This is a genomic window from Streptomyces sp. NRRL B-1140, assembly GCF_001280065.1.
GTDB lineage: Bacteria > Actinomycetota > Actinomycetes > Streptomycetales > Streptomycetaceae > Streptomyces.
This window is the reverse complement of record NZ_LGEA01000102.1, coordinates 282,865-297,757: the sequence shown is the minus strand read 5'-3', so window position 1 is coordinate 297,757 and position 14,893 is coordinate 282,865. Positions and strand designations below refer to the sequence as shown.

Annotated in this window: 15 protein-coding genes, 1 other RNA gene and 1 pseudogene; 7 read left to right on the top strand and 10 right to left on the bottom strand. The window is 70.8% G+C overall.

The window, feature by feature from the left end; genetic code table 11:
- Positions 1-64: 64 nt before the first annotated feature.
- The 3 genes from yaaA to ADK65_RS22125 are packed head-to-tail and all read right to left on the bottom strand — an operon-like array spanning position 65 to position 2,241.
- Positions 65-847 (bottom strand): peroxide stress protein YaaA, encoded by a 783-nt coding sequence (gene yaaA, locus ADK65_RS22135; protein ID WP_053672079.1) that lies wholly within the window; start codon positions 845-847, stop codon positions 65-67.
- Between the two features lie 45 nt (positions 848-892).
- Positions 893-1,471, bottom strand: a complete 579-nt coding sequence (locus tag ADK65_RS22130; RefSeq protein ID WP_053672078.1) for a hypothetical protein — start codon at positions 1,469-1,471, stop codon at positions 893-895.
- Entirely contained in the window at positions 1,468-2,241 is a 774-nt protein-coding gene (locus ADK65_RS22125) for a MerR family transcriptional regulator (protein ID WP_053672077.1), read from the bottom strand. Before ADK65_RS22125 ends, ADK65_RS22130 begins: the two co-directional genes overlap by 4 nt.
- 164 nt (positions 2,242-2,405) lie before the next feature.
- Here ADK65_RS22125 and ADK65_RS22120 point away from each other — a divergent pair, with 164 nt between their 5' ends.
- From ADK65_RS22120 to rnpB, 4 genes and pseudogenes are all read left to right on the top strand, one after another.
- Entirely contained in the window at positions 2,406-2,984 is a 579-nt protein-coding gene (locus tag ADK65_RS22120; RefSeq protein WP_053672076.1) for a Uma2 family endonuclease, read from the top strand.
- A 24-nt stretch (positions 2,985-3,008) separates the two neighbouring features.
- Complete coding sequence (locus ADK65_RS22115; protein ID WP_053672075.1) at positions 3,009-3,836, top strand: AraC family transcriptional regulator; 828 nt, start codon at positions 3,009-3,011, stop codon at positions 3,834-3,836.
- Between the two features lie 19 nt (positions 3,837-3,855).
- Positions 3,856-4,635 (top strand): annotated as a pseudogene (locus ADK65_RS39960) (DMT family transporter); the annotation flags it as partial.
- Between the two features lie 121 nt (positions 4,636-4,756).
- Positions 4,757-5,162: RNase P RNA component class A (gene rnpB, locus ADK65_RS23130), an RNA gene on the top strand.
- 488 nt (positions 5,163-5,650) lie between these two features.
- Here the strand turns inward: rnpB and ADK65_RS22105 are convergent.
- The 5 genes from ADK65_RS22105 to ADK65_RS22085 all read right to left on the bottom strand — a co-directional run bounded on the left by ADK65_RS22105 (position 5,651) and on the right by ADK65_RS22085 (position 9,676).
- A complete protein-coding gene (locus ADK65_RS22105) occupies positions 5,651-6,367 on the bottom strand; it encodes a hypothetical protein (protein WP_053672073.1) in 717 nt (238 codons plus the stop codon).
- Complete coding sequence (locus ADK65_RS22100; protein ID WP_053672072.1) at positions 6,364-7,878, bottom strand: hypothetical protein; 1,515 nt, start codon at positions 7,876-7,878, stop codon at positions 6,364-6,366. Before ADK65_RS22100 ends, ADK65_RS22105 begins: the two co-directional genes overlap by 4 nt.
- Positions 7,879-7,886: 8 nt before the next feature.
- Positions 7,887-8,291: a hypothetical protein gene (locus tag ADK65_RS22095; RefSeq protein WP_420709060.1), complete on the bottom strand. Its 405-nt coding sequence runs from the start codon at positions 8,289-8,291 to the stop codon at positions 7,887-7,889.
- Between the two features lie 406 nt (positions 8,292-8,697).
- Positions 8,698-9,063, bottom strand: coding sequence for a MazG-like family protein (locus tag ADK65_RS22090; protein WP_053672267.1), 366 nt, complete (start codon positions 9,061-9,063; stop codon positions 8,698-8,700).
- Positions 9,064-9,118: 55 nt separating this feature from the next.
- Positions 9,119-9,676 (bottom strand): DoxX family protein, encoded by a 558-nt coding sequence (locus tag ADK65_RS22085; protein ID WP_053672070.1) that lies wholly within the window; start codon positions 9,674-9,676, stop codon positions 9,119-9,121.
- A gap of 189 nt (positions 9,677-9,865) precedes the next feature.
- Here ADK65_RS22085 and ADK65_RS22080 point away from each other — a divergent pair, with 189 nt between their 5' ends.
- Positions 9,866-10,192: a hypothetical protein gene (locus ADK65_RS22080; protein ID WP_053672069.1), complete on the top strand. Its 327-nt coding sequence runs from the start codon at positions 9,866-9,868 to the stop codon at positions 10,190-10,192.
- Positions 10,193-10,533: 341 nt separating this feature from the next.
- Here ADK65_RS22080 and ADK65_RS22075 read toward each other — a convergent pair whose 3' ends face one another.
- Positions 10,534-11,292 (bottom strand): SDR family oxidoreductase, encoded by a 759-nt coding sequence (locus ADK65_RS22075; protein WP_053672068.1) that lies wholly within the window; start codon positions 11,290-11,292, stop codon positions 10,534-10,536.
- Between the two features lie 49 nt (positions 11,293-11,341).
- Positions 11,342-12,364 (bottom strand): Gfo/Idh/MocA family protein, encoded by a 1,023-nt coding sequence (locus ADK65_RS22070; protein WP_053672067.1) that lies wholly within the window; start codon positions 12,362-12,364, stop codon positions 11,342-11,344.
- 86 nt (positions 12,365-12,450) lie between these two features.
- Between ADK65_RS22070 and ADK65_RS22065 the strand changes: the two genes are divergently transcribed.
- Both ADK65_RS22065 and ADK65_RS22060 read left to right on the top strand, forming a co-directional pair.
- On the top strand, positions 12,451-13,758 hold the full coding sequence (locus ADK65_RS22065; RefSeq protein ID WP_053672266.1) for a multidrug effflux MFS transporter: 1,308 nt from the start codon (positions 12,451-12,453) through the stop codon (positions 13,756-13,758).
- On the top strand, positions 13,701-14,879 hold the full coding sequence (locus ADK65_RS22060) for a serine hydrolase domain-containing protein (RefSeq protein WP_053672066.1): 1,179 nt from the start codon (positions 13,701-13,703) through the stop codon (positions 14,877-14,879). The genes ADK65_RS22065 and ADK65_RS22060 overlap by 58 nt, the downstream gene beginning before the upstream one ends.
- Positions 14,880-14,893: the final 14 nt, after the last annotated feature.

Here is a 14,893-nt window from a genome sequence, read left to right as displayed (position 1 = left end):
CTGCCGTCGGAGTGCATGCTGCGCAAAGGTCATTGCATGTCGTGCAACGCGAGTGCAACGCTAGTCAGTGCACCTCGTCCACCAGCACATCCAGCGACCAGGCCTGCCCCGACTTCGAAGGCGCCTGTGCCTCCACCACGTACCCGAGGTCCCGGAGTGCCTCCACCAGCTCGGCCGGGCCCTTCGGATCGGTCCCGGAGGTCAGCAGGCTGCGCACGATCCTCCCCTTGGTCGCCTTGTTGAAGTGGCTGACCACCTTCCGGGTGGGAGCGTGCAGCACCCGCACGGACGCCGTCCGCCCGGCGACCTCACCCTTCGGCTTCCACGCGGCCGCGTACGCGGCGGACCGCAGATCCAGCACCAGCCCGCCCCCGGCCACCTCGGGCAGCACCGACGCCATCGGCGTACGCCAGTGCGCGCCCAGCGCCCCCAGCCCCGGCAGCTTCACCCCCATCGAGCAGCGGTAGGACGGAATCCGGTCCGTCACCCGCACGGCACCCCACAGCCCCGAGAACACGAGCAGCGACCGCGCGGCCCGCCGCTTGGCGGCCGTGTCCAGCGACGCCAGGCCGAGGGCGTCGTAGAGCACGCCGGTGTAGATCTCCCCGGCCGGCCGCGCCCCCGCCGTGCGCAGCTCCGCGTTCTTCGCGACCTCGCCCCGCAGCCCCTCACTCAGCCCCAGCACCTCGCGTGCCTTGTCCTCGTCGCCGGCGCACAGCTCCACCAGCTCGGTCAGAACGGCCTCCCGGGCGTCGGCCAGCCCCGGCAGCGACAGGGACTCCGGCTTCAGCGGGGCACCGCGGCCGGAAGAGGCCTTGCCTTCGGACGGCGGCAGCAGGACAAGCACGGGGTACTCCTTCGATCGAACTCCGCCCGCCAGCGTACGGGGAGCTCAGACGCGGGCCCGGCGGAGGGCGCGCACGAGCCCGTCGGGGTCGTCGGCGTGAAAGCGGACGAGCCGCACCTCGCGGCGCCGCCCGAGGAAGGTCATGTGGGTGACCGGTTCGGTCAGTTCGAGCGTGACGGTGGTCTGCGAGCCCACCTCGACGTTCAGCTCGCCCTCGGCCCGCTCGTGCGTCATCCGCAGTTCACGCCGAACCGAGGCGATCCGCTCCAGCGGAACGCACAGATCGACGTGGACGTACCGCCGTATCCGCAGGGTCCCGTCGGCCGCGTCCAGCACATGCGGACGGACGACGGACGAGGCGTGCAACGCGACGACGAACACGACCGTGTACACATCCAGGAAGAGGAACGCCGCGTGCGCGACGGGCCAGTCCCTCAGCAGCACGGACATCGCGACCGTCTCTACGACGCAAACGAAGGCGAACCCGGCCGTCATCGCGCCCTGCCCCCGCGCATACGCGAAGGCCGACCCGCCGCCCGTCCCGTGTGTACGCCGCGCCACCCACAGGGCGAGACTCGCCAGCAACCGCGCCTCGTGCCGGACCAGCAGCCACCCCACCGTCATCGCCGCTGCTCGGAGAGGAACCGCAACGCACGGCGGACGGCCTCCGCCTGGGCCGGGGCGAGGTCGTCGTAGAACGCGCGCAGCACGCTGTCGCGCTGGTCGACCTCACCGATCTCACCGACCTCACCGATCCCCGGGAACAGCGTCGGCGGAATGCAGTCGGCGAGGGCCCGGGCCGCCTCGTCGACGCGCGGGTCGGCGGGCTCGGCAGAGACGAGCGCGTCGAGCAGCGCGTATGCCTCACCGGCCCGCGCCACGGCCTCCGGACCGCCCAGCGCCTCACCCACCGACGACACCAGCCGCTCCCGTTCCCCCTCCGGCACGGCGGTCTCCAGGAACGCGATGATCTCGCGGTCCTTGACGGCCATGGGGGAGTGAGACAGATGCGCGGCCCGGGCGAAAAGCGCGGCCAGCTCCGGCGACACCGGCCCCTCCGCCGGCACCCCGCCCTCCACCTCCAGCAGGACCCGCAACCGCGCCCGCCGCTCCCGCAGGGCCTCCTCCTGCCGCGCCAGATCCTCGTCCAGCTCGGTCAGTACCTCGACGAGGTCCTTGCCGGCCTCGTCAGCGAGCACGTCCCGCACCTCCGCGAGCCCGAGACCCAGCTCGGTCAGCCGCCGGATCCGCGCCAGCACGACGGCGTGCCGCAACCCGTACTCCCGGTACCCGTTGGCCCGCCGCTCGGGCTCCGGCAGCAGCCCCAGATGGTGGTAGTGACGCACGGCCCGCGTGGTGACGCCGACGACGCCGGCGAGTTCTCCGATCCGCATGCCACCAGTGAAGACGTTGACGCTGCGGCAAGGTCAAGCGAGCCGTCCGGCCTTCTGACGACGACCGTGATCGTGTGCCACGATCGAGGGAAGGGATTCCGATCTCACGGACAGGTGATCAGCCGATGTCCCAGTCTGGCGAGCGACAGAAGGAGGGGCGCGACATGACCGCCACGGCCCACGAGCCGCTCCCGCAGGAAGAGGTCCTGCTGGAGGGCTTTCTCGCCCTGGACACCCCGGAGGGTTTCCGGGCCGAGCTGATCGAGGGGGAGATCGTCGTGACGCCGCCGCCGGACGGGGATCACGAGGACTACATCGGGCTGATCGTGAACCAGGTGATCAGGCGTTCCCGGACCGACATGCAGTTCTCGGGCAACAAGGGGCTCAAGTTGCGACGGGGAGGCGAATGCCCGAAGGACCATGTGGTTCCGGACGGCACGTTCGCTCCTGTGGAACTGCGCCTGTACCGGGGAGCCGACTCCTGGATGCCCTGTGACGGCGTCGCCATGGTGATGGAGGTGACCTCCACCAAGCCGCAGGCCGACCGCGAGGCCAAGCGCCGCTGCTACGCCCGCGCCGGCATCCCGCTCTACCTGCTGGTCGACCGGGACACGGCTCAAGTCACCGTTTTCAGTGAGCCGAAGGAAGACGACTACCGCGAGCACTGCGCCCGCCCCTTCGGCAAGCCCGTCACCCTGCCGGAACCCTTCGCCTTCGATCTGGACACAGCGGACCTCCTCTGATCCCCTGTGGGCGGGGGGTACGCCATGGGGACACAAGAACAGGCCAGCTGGACACGGGCACGCCTCGGCCGTGCCGGACCGGCCCTGGACCTCCTCACCGCCCACTTCGACAGCCACGTCTACGCGCCGCACGCCCACGACGAGTTCACCATCGGCGTCACCGTCGGCGGCTCGGAGGTCATCGCGTACCGGGGCGGGCACATCCACTCCTACCCCGGCTCGATCGTCGTCCTGGAGCCGGGCGAGATGCACACCGGAGGACCGGCCGCCTGCGACGGCTACGCCTACCAGGCCCTCTACGCCGAACCGTCCCTCCTCACCGACGGCACCCTCGGAGGCCTCCCGCACTTCCGCGACGCCGTCCTGCACGACCCGGAACTGGCGGTGGCCCTGCGCGCCGCCCACACCGACATCAGCGCCTGCCCCGACCCCCTGGAAGCCGAGTCCCGGCTGCCCTGGCTGCTCACGGCCCTGGCCCGCCGCCATTCCACGGCCCGGGCGACCGGCGACACCGTGCCCGGGGCGGTGGGCATCGCCAGGACCGTACGCGACCGCCTCGCCGACGAACTGCTGGAGCCCCCGTCCCTGGCCGCCCTCGCCACCGACCTGGGCCTGTCCCGCTACCAGCTCCTGCGGGCCTTCCGCACGACGATGGGCGTGCCGCCGTACGCCTGGCTCGCCCAGCACCGGGTGGCCAGGGCCCGCGGCCTCCTGGAAGCAGGACTGCGCCCCGCCGAGGTCGCCGGTCTCGTCGGCTTCGCGGACCAGGCGCACCTCACCCGCTGGTTCCGCAGGGTGCTGGGGGTGACCCCGGCGGCGTACCGCAACAGCGTTCAAGACACCGTGGGGTGACAGGCCCGAGACTCATCGCATGACTGCACGCGGCTGGTTCCTGTTCTCCCTGATGGGAGTCGTCTGGGGCGTCCCCTACCTGATGATCAAGGTGGCGGTGGACGAGCTGTCCCCGTCCATGGTGGTCTTCGCGCGCTGCGCCCTCGGCGCCGCACTCCTGCTCCCCTTCGCCCTCCGCCAGGGCGGCTTCGCCCGCACCGTCCGGGCCCACTGGAAGCCGATGCTGGCCTTCGCCGTCATCGAGATCGTCGGCCCCTGGTGGACGCTGACCGACGCGGAACGTCACCTGTCCAGCTCCACCGCCGGGCTCCTCATCGCGGGTGTGCCGATCGTCGCCCTGGTTCTCGCCCGCTTCTTCGGCGCGGGGGAGCGGGTGGGCACCCGCCGCATCGCGGGCCTGGCCCTCGGCCTCGGGGGCGTCACCGTCCTGACCCTGCCGCACCTCACCGGGGGCGACGCCCTGTCGATGGCCGAGGTGCTGGTGACGGTCGTCGGCTACGCCACGGCCCCGCTGATAGCGGCCCGCTACCTCAAGGACGTCCCGACGCTCCAGCTGATCACCCCGTGCCTCACGCTGGCCGCCGTCGTCTACGCCCCCGCGGCCTTCCTGACCAGGCCATCGACGATGCCCTCGGGCGAGGTCCTGGCGTCCCTGGCCGGCCTGGGCGTGGTCTGCACCGCGATCGCGTTCGTGGCGTTCCTGGAGCTGATCAAGGAGGTCGGCCCGACCCGGGCCGGCGTGATCACGTACGTCAACCCGGCGGTGGCGGTCGCCGCGGGCGCGCTGTTCCTGGACGAGGAGCTGACCCTCGGCATCGGCGTCGCCTTCACCCTGATCCTGGCGGGCTCGGTCCTGGCCACGGCCGCGACGCCGAAGCGGGACGTCCGCCGGGTACGGGTACCATGGTCGACACGGCAGACGAGCCGGGCGGACGGCCGCGTGGAGTCCCCCTGACGGGGAGCTTCCCGAGGAACGTCCGGGCTCCACAGGGCAGGGTGGTGGCTAACGGCCACCCGGGGTGACCCGCGGGACAGTGCCACAGAAAGCAGACCGCCCAGCACCTAGGTGCGGGGTAAGGGTGAAACGGTGGTGTAAGAGACCACCAGTGCCTGAGGTGACTCAGGCAGCTAGGTAAACCCCACCCGGAGCAAGGTCAAGAGGAGACACCTCGGTGTCTCTGCGCGGACGATCGAGGGCTGCCCGCCCGAGTTCGCGGGTAGACCGCAGGAGGCCGGTGGCAACGCCGGTCCTAGATGGATGGCCGTCGCCGGCGGGACCGCGAGGACCCGCCGGAACAGAACCCGGCGTACAGCCCGACTCGTCTGCCGCTACCTGCGGCTTTGCCTTGGAAAGGGCCTCTGACCTGCGTCGGAGGCCCTTTCCGGTCTTTCAGGGGCTTGCCGCATTACGCGGCGGAAAGTCCCTCGGTGAGTCGCCCCCATGACCGTCCAGCTCGATTCCGGCGTACATCGCGCCCCAGGCCCGTAACCCTGGGCGTCGTCGGTCTGCCAGGACGGCCTGCCGTTGTAACGCGCGGCGAGTTCCTGGTACTGGGCCGGTGTCATCTCCTCGGCCGGCACAGCGGCGAACTCACTGGATCCTGCAAGGCGGTTTCCACTGTGTCGCGCTGCTGATCGATCAGGTGCTCGGGGTCGTAGCCGAGAACCTCGGCGCAACGTCGCACATGGATGGCGATGGTTCGGGCGGCCACTGAAGCGGTTTCGGCCGCGGACAGACCTGGAGTGGGCCGACTTCGGGTCGCGGACCGGGAACCAGGCGTCCACGATCGCGGCGACAGTCACCGACGAGGTCCTCAGTCTGCCGATGCCGATGAGGACGGGGTCGCAGGAAGAGGGCTGATGCCAGGTTCGAAGTGGGCGCGGAGGTAGATGCGGGTGCGCTTCGGCGAGTACTCGTGTGCGTACAGACGGACGCAGCGCTTGTCGGACGTGTCGTACGCGTCGGACGTGCCGTACGGGTTGTCGGGGGTTCCGGAGGTGCCGGGGTCCTCGGTGGCCTTGGCGGCGTCGGGGCAGACGTAGCCGTAGCGCATGCCGTCCTTGAACGTCTCGGGTTCCGGGAGCCCGAGGTGGGCGAAGTCATGGGGAGTGACGTCGGCCTGCGTGGACGAGGGCTCCAGCCACTTGCCCTCCGGGGGATGCTCCTTAAGGTAGGTCTCCGCCTCGGACCTCGTCAGCGTGAAGGTGAGCAGGCCCGTGTCGAAACGGGAGGTGACCTCGTACGCGGCCTGTGGGGACCGGGCCGTGACCGGGACGTCAAGGCCCATCTGCTCGCTCATCCACTCCGACGAGATTCCCTCGGCCCACCTCGCGTCCGCAGCCTGTTCCGCCACGCGGTCGTCGGGCCCGTCACCGCCCCGGTCGGCGAGGAGCCACGCCCCTGTGGTCACGGCGCCCGAGAGGGCCAGTACGCCGGCGGTCACGCCTGCGATGAGCCACAAGCGGCGGCCACCACGACCGCCGTTGCCGCCGCCTTCCCCGGGTGCCCGGTACGCGTACACGTCGTTCATCGGCCGTCCGCCCTCTCCGCCGCCCTGCCGGTCGTACGGTCCTGCTGTTGCTCTCGGCCGGGATTCAAGCGTCCGTCCCTGCTGTCGTCGGGACCCGGTAGCGGGTCGTCGTTGGGCTCCGAGGAGCCGAGATCGTAGTTCTTGACGCTGCTGCTGCCCGACATGTCGAACTCCTGGGCGAGGCCTACCCGGTGCAGCTTGGCCATCTCTCCGTCGGGGATGTCCAGCGGGCCGACGTTGACGCCCTTGCCCTCGTCCCAGTTGTAGCGGTCCCAGACGTTTGCCTGGTAGTCGATGCTGATCTTGGGGTTGCCATTCACATCCGGAACGGCCGTCACCACGCCGGTGACGTTGGTATTGGCGCCGCCCACCGCGTAGAACCAGTTGGGATCAACCTGCTGAGTGAAGTAGAAGCCCTCGGGTTGCTTCGCCTCGACCGGGAAGGCGACCGGTCTTCCTCCGTTCTTCTCGAACTCCGCGAGAGCCTGCTTGCGCCAGTCGTCCTGGTTCAGCCGGACGATGTCGTCGACGTACGTCCTGAAGGCGGGGACGTCCGTCATCATCTTGTCCACGGGCAGGTTCATGACGCTGCCGCTGTTTCCCAGGTAGTGGGCCATATGACGGGACGCGTCCGTCATGCCCTTCCAGTCGGCCCCCTCCGTCAGCAACTCCATCTTCTGCTTGGTGGCCCACTCGTCGAAGCCTGGTGACTCGGACCCGTGTCTTCCCGAGCCCGCGTCCGCCGCGATCTGCGGCATGGTGGGGCTGAGAATGCCTGCTGCCAGCAGGTCGTCCTTCTGCGCCAGCCAGAGCTGTGCCCGTGCCTCGGGGCTCAGGGACTCCCACAGGCGCCCCAGTTCGGCCCGCTGCTTCGGGCTCGCGTCCCCGCCGAGCGCGGCCAGTTCCTTCGCGCGCGGCAGTTGTTCCTCGTCAAGGGAGGTGTACTCAGCATGGCCCGCGTTGTGCGGGTCGTTGCCGTGGCTCTTGCGCAGCGCGCGTACTGCCGCCGCGTCGACCTCGGCGGCGTGCTGGACGATTCCGGTGAGAGTGTCCGCGTACCACTGGATCCGGTCCTTGGTGCGCTGGTCGGGGCCTTCGGGCGTGCACATCGCCTCCGAGACGCGAACCGTGCCGCCCGGACCGTCGAAGACGAGGAGGCCCGGGTCCGGCGGTTCGTGGGCCGGGTCGCCCTTGCGCGCCGAGTCGGTGAGGCTCTGCGCCTGCTTCTGGTACCGCGTCAGCTCGGCGTGGGCGTCGCCGAGGACGTTGGCGATGCTCTCGGCCTCTGTCTGGAGGTCCGTGAACTCCTTGGCCGTTTTGCGCACGAAGTCCTTGGTCACGCCGGCGTTGACGCCCTTCCAGCGGGCGCCGTCGGACTTCTTCGTCAAGCCGTCCCGTACGTCGGTCGTGAGCTTGGCCAGATCGCCGGCCATCGTTCTCCAGTCGGACGCAGCCGTGCCCAGCTTGGTGAGGTCCAGGGCCATGAGGTCCGAGTACGAAAAATCTCCCATGGCGCGACCTACTTGAAGTAATCGTTCAGCGCTGAGACGGGCAACGATCCAGTACGGCCCCGGATCTCTGCGGCGATCCCGGCGTCCTCCCGCGCATACAGCTTCTTGCTGTAGTCGAGGTGGTTGGAGATGTGCGCGCAGGCTTGGAGGACGTGCTTCACCTGCGAGGTCCAGATCTCGACCGTCGACTCCAGTTCCGCACCGAGCCCGAGGTTGTGGCTCTTGAGCGCGGCGGCCGCCTGCATGGTGGACCCGGATCCGTTCTTGTCCACGCCCGCACCGGCGACGTCGGCCTTCTTCTTCAGCTCGCCGTGGAGGATGAACGCCTCGTGACCGACGGCCCCGAGGTCGTCCTGGTGCACCACGAGATCCGAGTCGCCGGCACCTGCCGCCCCGGCCTGATTCAGCCGCATCCGCGCAGCCTGGCCCTCCGACGCCGCGGCCTTGGCCCTCTCCCACTCTTCCCAAGCCACTTCGGTCCCCCGTCCCGTCCCCGGTCATGCTTCGGCGGGCCGTGCAATGGCTGCCCCCCGTCGCTCACGCAAATCTATCAACCTCGTACATGTGAGCCGCCGTTCACCTCGACCGGCGACTCGGCCTCTCGGTCGGGATCGCCGGAAACGGCAGGGTCGCCACAAGGCCGAAGCGGCTCTCTCGGCTGCATGAGCACTTGGTCTAGTGAACTTTCGAGGTTCGGAGGCGTGGTGGGTGCGTGCTTCCCAGCGTGGGCAGCGGTCGGTACGGGCGGTGGAGGTGAGCGGGCGGGTGAGTGAACTGGTACGGGAGCCGGACGGGACCGTGGTGTGCGTCACCCGGTGATCAGAGCGACTGACGCGGAACGTCCGGCTGGGCCGAGTGCGCCGTGGACCGTCGTGCCACCCGCTCCAGGTGCCGGCCCAGAACCTCTCGCGCCTCCGGTGTCAGCGTCCGCAACGCCACCAGTGCCGTGATGACGACATCGCAGAGCTCCGCCTCCACGTCCTCCCACGTGTGCGTGACGCCCTTGCGAGGGTTCTGCCCCGTCGCCCCGATCACCGCCTCCGAGACCTCGCCGACCTCCTCGGAGAGTTTCAGGATGCGCAGGAGGAGGCCCTCGCGGCCCTCCACCGGGCGGTTGGTGTCGAGCCACTCGTACAAGGCGTCGATGGTGGACCAGAGTTCAGGGGCGGGGGACTGTTCGTTCATGGGGGCGCAGCCTGCCATGGGGGACTGACAACGCCGGGTCCTGGCCCTACGCCTCCTACTCCATGTACTCCTCATCGAAGAGCGGATCCTGCTCCCCCTCCTTCGCCTTCCGCAGCCGCCTCGCCCGGGCCCCCACCACCGCCGCCGTGCCCGCCGCCGTCGCCGCGAAGGCCGCCGGGATCATCCAGCCGCGGTTCACCGCGTGGCCGAGCAGGTGGTCCAGGGAGAGGCGGCCCGGGCCGGTGACGGCCAGGCTCGCTGCCGTGAGGCCGAGCGTCGCCGCGTACTCGTAGCCGCCGCCCTGGTTGAAGAAGCCGTTCGGGGTGTGCACCGCCGCCGCTCCGGCCATCGCCCCGGCCGCCGCCGCCCCCGCGGCCGGGGTCGCCAGGCCCAGGGCCAGCAGCGTGCCGCCGCCCGTCTCCGCGAGGCCCGCCGCCGTCGCGCTCGCCTTGCCTGGGGCGTATCCGACGGACTCCATGAACTGGCCGGTTCCCTCGATGCCGTGTCCGCCGAACCAGCCGAACAGTTTCTGCGTGCCGTGCGCCACCAGCACACCGCCCGCCCCCAGCCGGAGCAGCAGCAGACCCAGATCACGTCGGTCGTCACGCCTCACGTCGTCTCCCGTAGCAGGTAGCAGTAGCAATAGCGGGCAGGTAGCACGCAGCGGGAGCGGAGGAACGCTCCCCTTCGCGTTCTCACCGTCGCACCCCCTCCCCGCCCACGGCACCCGGCGGGCCCTTCCCCGGCCGCCGTTCGGGTGGCACCGGTGGCGGCGGGCCCTGGCCGGTACGAGGCTGCTCGTATGACGATTCAGACCACGCGCCTCAGCGATCCGGCCGTCCGGGCCTTCGTGACCGCCGTGAACAACCACGACCGCGAGAGCTTCATGGAGCTCCTCGCGCCGGGCGCGACCATGACCGACGACGGCTCCGACCGCGACCTCGCCGACTGGGTGGACCGGGAGATCTTCTCCTCCCACGGCCACATGGAGGTCGACAACGAGTCCAACGGCGGCCGTTCCCTCCTCGCCCGCTACAGCAACGACACCTGGGGCGAGATGCGCACCCGTTGGAGTTTCCAGGTGGACGAGGACGGCCGGATCACGAGTTTCGAGACCGGGCAGGCCTGATTCCCTTCACGGCCTGAGATCCCTTTTCCGCAGGGGCTTGGCTTCGGCCGCTGGGCGATCGGCGGAGAGTGGCAGGCGGCCGACGGAACCGAGCGGCAGTCGTTCCACGCGCACCGGTGCGTACTCCGCGGTCCCTCGCGGAATCCACCCCCACCCGGTGCCGTGGAACGACTGCCGCCTCCCCCCTGGGATTGGCCAACGGAAGCGCTCCACTCCAACTGTGAAGCTTTCGTGTAGGAGAGTTGAGCATATGTCCCCTACCGGCCGCAATGGGGCGGAGATTCATATTCCGTTTGTGCAGGTTGACGAGTTGACGATTTCTGCCGGGCGTTCTCGCGTGCTCAGCCGCGTCCGACGTACGGCATCGCCGTCGCCAGCACGGTCGCGAACTGCACGTTCGCCTCCAGCGGCAGTTCGGCCATGTGCCGCACCGTGCGGGCCACGTCCGCGACGTCCATGACCGGTTCCGGGGCTACTTCCCCGTTCGCCTGCAGCGCTCCCGTCTGCATACGGGAGGTCATGTCGGTGGCCGCGTTGCCGATGTCGATCTGCCCCACCGCGATCCCGTACCGCCGTCCGTCCAGGGAGAGGGACTTCGTCAGGCCGGTCAGCGCGTGCTTCGTCGCCGTGTAGGCCACCGACATCGGGCGGGGCGTGTGTGCGGAGATCGAGCCGTTGTTGATGATCCGGCCGCCCTGCGGGTCCTGCTCCTTCATCTGCCGGTACGCCGCCTGCGCGCACAGGAAGGCCCCGTTGAGGTTCGTGTCCACCACGTGCCGCCAGGCCTCGTAGGGCAGTTCCTCGACCGGCACGCCACCGGGACCGAACGTGCCCGCGTTGTTGAACAGCAGGTCGACCCGGCCGAAGCGCCCGACGGTGGCGTCGAACAGGGCGGTCACGTCCTCGGGGCGGGAGACGTCCGTCCGTACGGTGAGGGACGCGGTCCCGGGAGCCAGCGCCGCCGTCTCCTCCAGCGTCTCCTCGCGCCGGCCCGCCAGCGCCACCGACCAGCCCGCCCGCAGCAGTTCCACGGCGACCGCCCGGCCGATGCCGGAACCCGCCCCGGTCACCACCGCGATCGCATTGTCCTTGGCATTCATGGGCCCGCAGCGTACGGGAGCTCCCCGGTGGCCCGGCGGGATGAGGGACTCAGGCGGGCGTGAGTTCCGGCTCGCCCGTCTCGTCGGGGTAGCGGACGCCGACGCGGTCCCGGATCGCGTCCAGCGTGCGCATCACGGCCAGCGTGCCGTCGAGCGGCACCAGAGGGGACTCGGTCTCACCCGCGCGCACGGCCCGCATCACCTCCAGCGCCTCGTGCCGCATGCTGTTGCGCGGCCCGTCCGCGGGATCGGCCGTGAACTCCTCGGCGTCACGGCCGTCCCGGTGCAGGACGAACCGGTCCGGGAAGAAGAAGCCGTGCGGGATGTCGATCCGGCCCTTGGAGCCGGTGACCGAGGCGGAGGTCGCCGTACCGCCCACGATGGAGCAGTGCACCGAACCGAGGGCGCCGCTGCCGAAGGAGAGCACCGCCGCCGTCTGGAGGTCGACGCCCTCCTCGGAGAGCACCGCCCGCGCCACGACGTCCGACGGCTCCCCGAGCAGCAGCTGCGCGAACGACACCGGGTACACGCCGAGATCGAGCAGCGCGCCGCCGCCCAGCTCGGGGTTGCGCAGCCGGTGCGAGGGCGGGAAGGGCCCGGCAAGACCGAAGTCGGCCTGGACGCTGCGCACCTCGCCGATCGCCCCGTCGTCGACCAGGGCCTTGAGCCGCCGTACCAGCGGGTTGCAGTACATCCACATCGCCTCCATCAGGAAGCGCCCGTGCTCCCGCGCCAGCGCGACGAGTTCCTCCGCCTCGCGCACGTTCAGCGTGAAGGGCTTCTCGCACAGCACGTTCCGCCCGGCCGCGAGGCACAGACCGGCGGCGGTCCGGTGCGCCGTGTGCGGGGTGGCGACGTAGACGACATCGATGTCCTCGTCCTGCGCGAGCTGGTTCCAGTCGCCGTAGGCCCGGGGTATCCCGAACCGCTCCGCGAACGCCTTCGCCGACTCCTCGGACCGGGACGCGACCGCCACGACCTCCGCGTCCGGCAGGTCGATCAGGTCCGCGGTGAACGCACCCGCGATACCGCCGGTCGCCAGGACTCCCCACCGCACCGTGTCCGCCGTCATTCCCGCCCCGCCTTCACCTTGTGACCCCGAGCACTGCGTACGAGCTGAGAGCATAGGTGGCGATCGACTCGGAGAGGGAGGGACTCATGCCCGAGGGTGGGGCGTCCATATCGAAGACCGCTCAGGGGGCCGCAGCGGGGACGGAGCGGCCCGACCGCACCTCGCACCGCCGTACCGGGCTCCTGGTCACGTTCCTCCTCGGCAGCCTGACCGCCGTGCCTCCACTGGCGATGGACATGTACCTCCCGTCGCTGCCGGAGGTCACCCGCTCCCTGCACGCGCCCGCCGCGACCGTCCAGCTCACCCTCACCGCGTGCCTGGCCGGCATGGCGCTCGGGCAGCTCGTCGTCGGGCCGATGAGCGACCGCTGGGGACGCCGACGCCCGCTGCTCGCCGGTCTCGCGGTCTTCGTCGTCGCCACCGTCCTGTGCGCGCTCGCGCCCACCGTGGAGACGCTGGTGGCCTTCCGGCTGGCCCAGGGCCTCGCGGGCGCCGCCGCCATCGTCATCGCCCGGGCCGTCGTCCGCGACCTCTACGACGGCATGGCCATGGCCCGCTTCTTCTCCACCCTCATGCTGATCTCCGGCGTCGCCCCGATCGTGGCGCCGCTCATCGGCGGGCAGGTCCTGCGTGTGACGGACTGGCGGGGCGTGTTCGTCGTCCTCACCGCCGTCGGCGTGCTGATCGGGGTCCTGGTCTGGACGAGGCTGCCCGAGACGCTGGAGCCCGCCGAGCGGCACGGCGGCGGCGTCGGCGAGGCCCTGCGCGCGATGCGCGGCCTGCTCGCCGACCGCGCCTTCACCGGCTACATGCTCACCGGCGGCTTCGCCTTCGCCGCCCTCTTCGCCTACATCTCCGCGTCCCCGTTCGTCATCCAGGAGATCTACGGCGCCTCCCCGCAGACGTTCAGCCTGCTGTTCGGCCTCAACTCGGTCGGGCTGGTCGTCGTCGGCCAGATCAACGGCAAGATCCTGGTCGGCCGGGTCAGCCTCGACCGGGTGCTGGGCATCGGCCTCACGATCGTCATCACCGCCGCGACCGCGCTGCTGCTGATGTCCCTCGGCGTCTTCGGCGAGGTCGGCCTGGTGCCCGTGGCCGCCGCGCTGTTCGTGCTGATGTCCGCGATGGGCATCACCCTGCCCAACACCCAGGCCCTCGCCCTGATGCGCACCAAGCACGCGGCGGGCTCCGCGTCGGCCCTGCTCGGCACCTCGTCCTTCCTCATCGGCGCGGTCGCCTCCCCGCTCGTCGGCGTCGCCGGGGAGGACACCGCCCTCCCGATGGCCGTCGTCCAACTGGCCGCCGCACTGGTGGCACTGGCCTGCTTCATGGGACTGTGCCGACCCTGGAAGCAGGAGAGCAGCCGCGCGAGCGTGGAGGGAGCAGTCAGCTGAGCGCACCCAGACTGCGCGACGGCACGCCGGAGCGGGCCGGACTCGACCCGGGGGAACTGCGTCACCTCGTCCGGGAGGTCCACGTCCTCACCACCGGGCAGCGCCCCTGGGCACCCGGCGCGGTCCTCGTCGTCGGACGCGGCCCGGTGATCGCGGTCGAGGAGGCGGCGGGCTGGGCCGTCCGCTACGCGGCCTACGACCCCGACTCGGACGCCGGGGTGGAACTGCCCCCCGGGCAACGGGTCCCGATGACCGTCGGCACGCCCTTCGACCTGGCCTCCCTCACCAAACTGTTCACGTCCGTGGCGGCCGTCCAGCAGATCGAGCGGGGCACGCTCGGCATCGACGCCAGGGTCGGGGCGTACCTGCCGGACTTCACGGCGGCCGCCCGGCACGGCATCACCGTACGGCAGCTCCTCACGCACACCTCCGGGCTGCGGCCCGAACTCCCGCTGTACGACTGCGCCGACCACGCCCGGCGACTTGCCGCGCTCCGGGCGGAGCCGCCGGTCGGGGTGCCGGGCACGTACTGCTACTCCGACCTCAACATGCTGCTCCTGCAGTACGTCCTGGAGCGCATCACCGGCCGCACGCTCGACGTCCTGATCCGCGACGGCATCACCCGGCCGCTGGGCATGACGGCGACCGACTTCGGACCGTGCCCGGGCGCGGCGGCGACGGAGGACCAGCGGCGGCCCTGGGCCAAGGCGGACCGGGGGATGCTGCGGGGCGAGGTCCACGACGAGAACGCCTGGGCCCTCGGGGGCGTGGCCGGCCACGCGGGGCTGTTCTCCACCGGGCGGGACCTCGCGGTGTTCTGCCGCACCCTCCTCGCCGGCGGCTCGCACGGCCCGGCCCGCATCCTCGGCCCCGACTTCGTCGAGCTCCTCTTCACCCCGCCGGGCCTCGGCTTCTCCCTCGACCAGCCGTGGTTCATGGGCGACCTCGCGGGCCGCGGAGCCGCGGGCCACACCGGGTTCACGGGCACGTCCCTCGTCCTGGACCCGGCCACGGACACGTTCCTGATCCTGCTCACCAACGCGGTCCACCCGCGCCGCCGCCGCCCGGACAGCGCCCCGAGAGCGGCAGCGGCGTCGCGGGTGGCGCGGGCGGTGCGGTGATCTCTGCGAGGCTG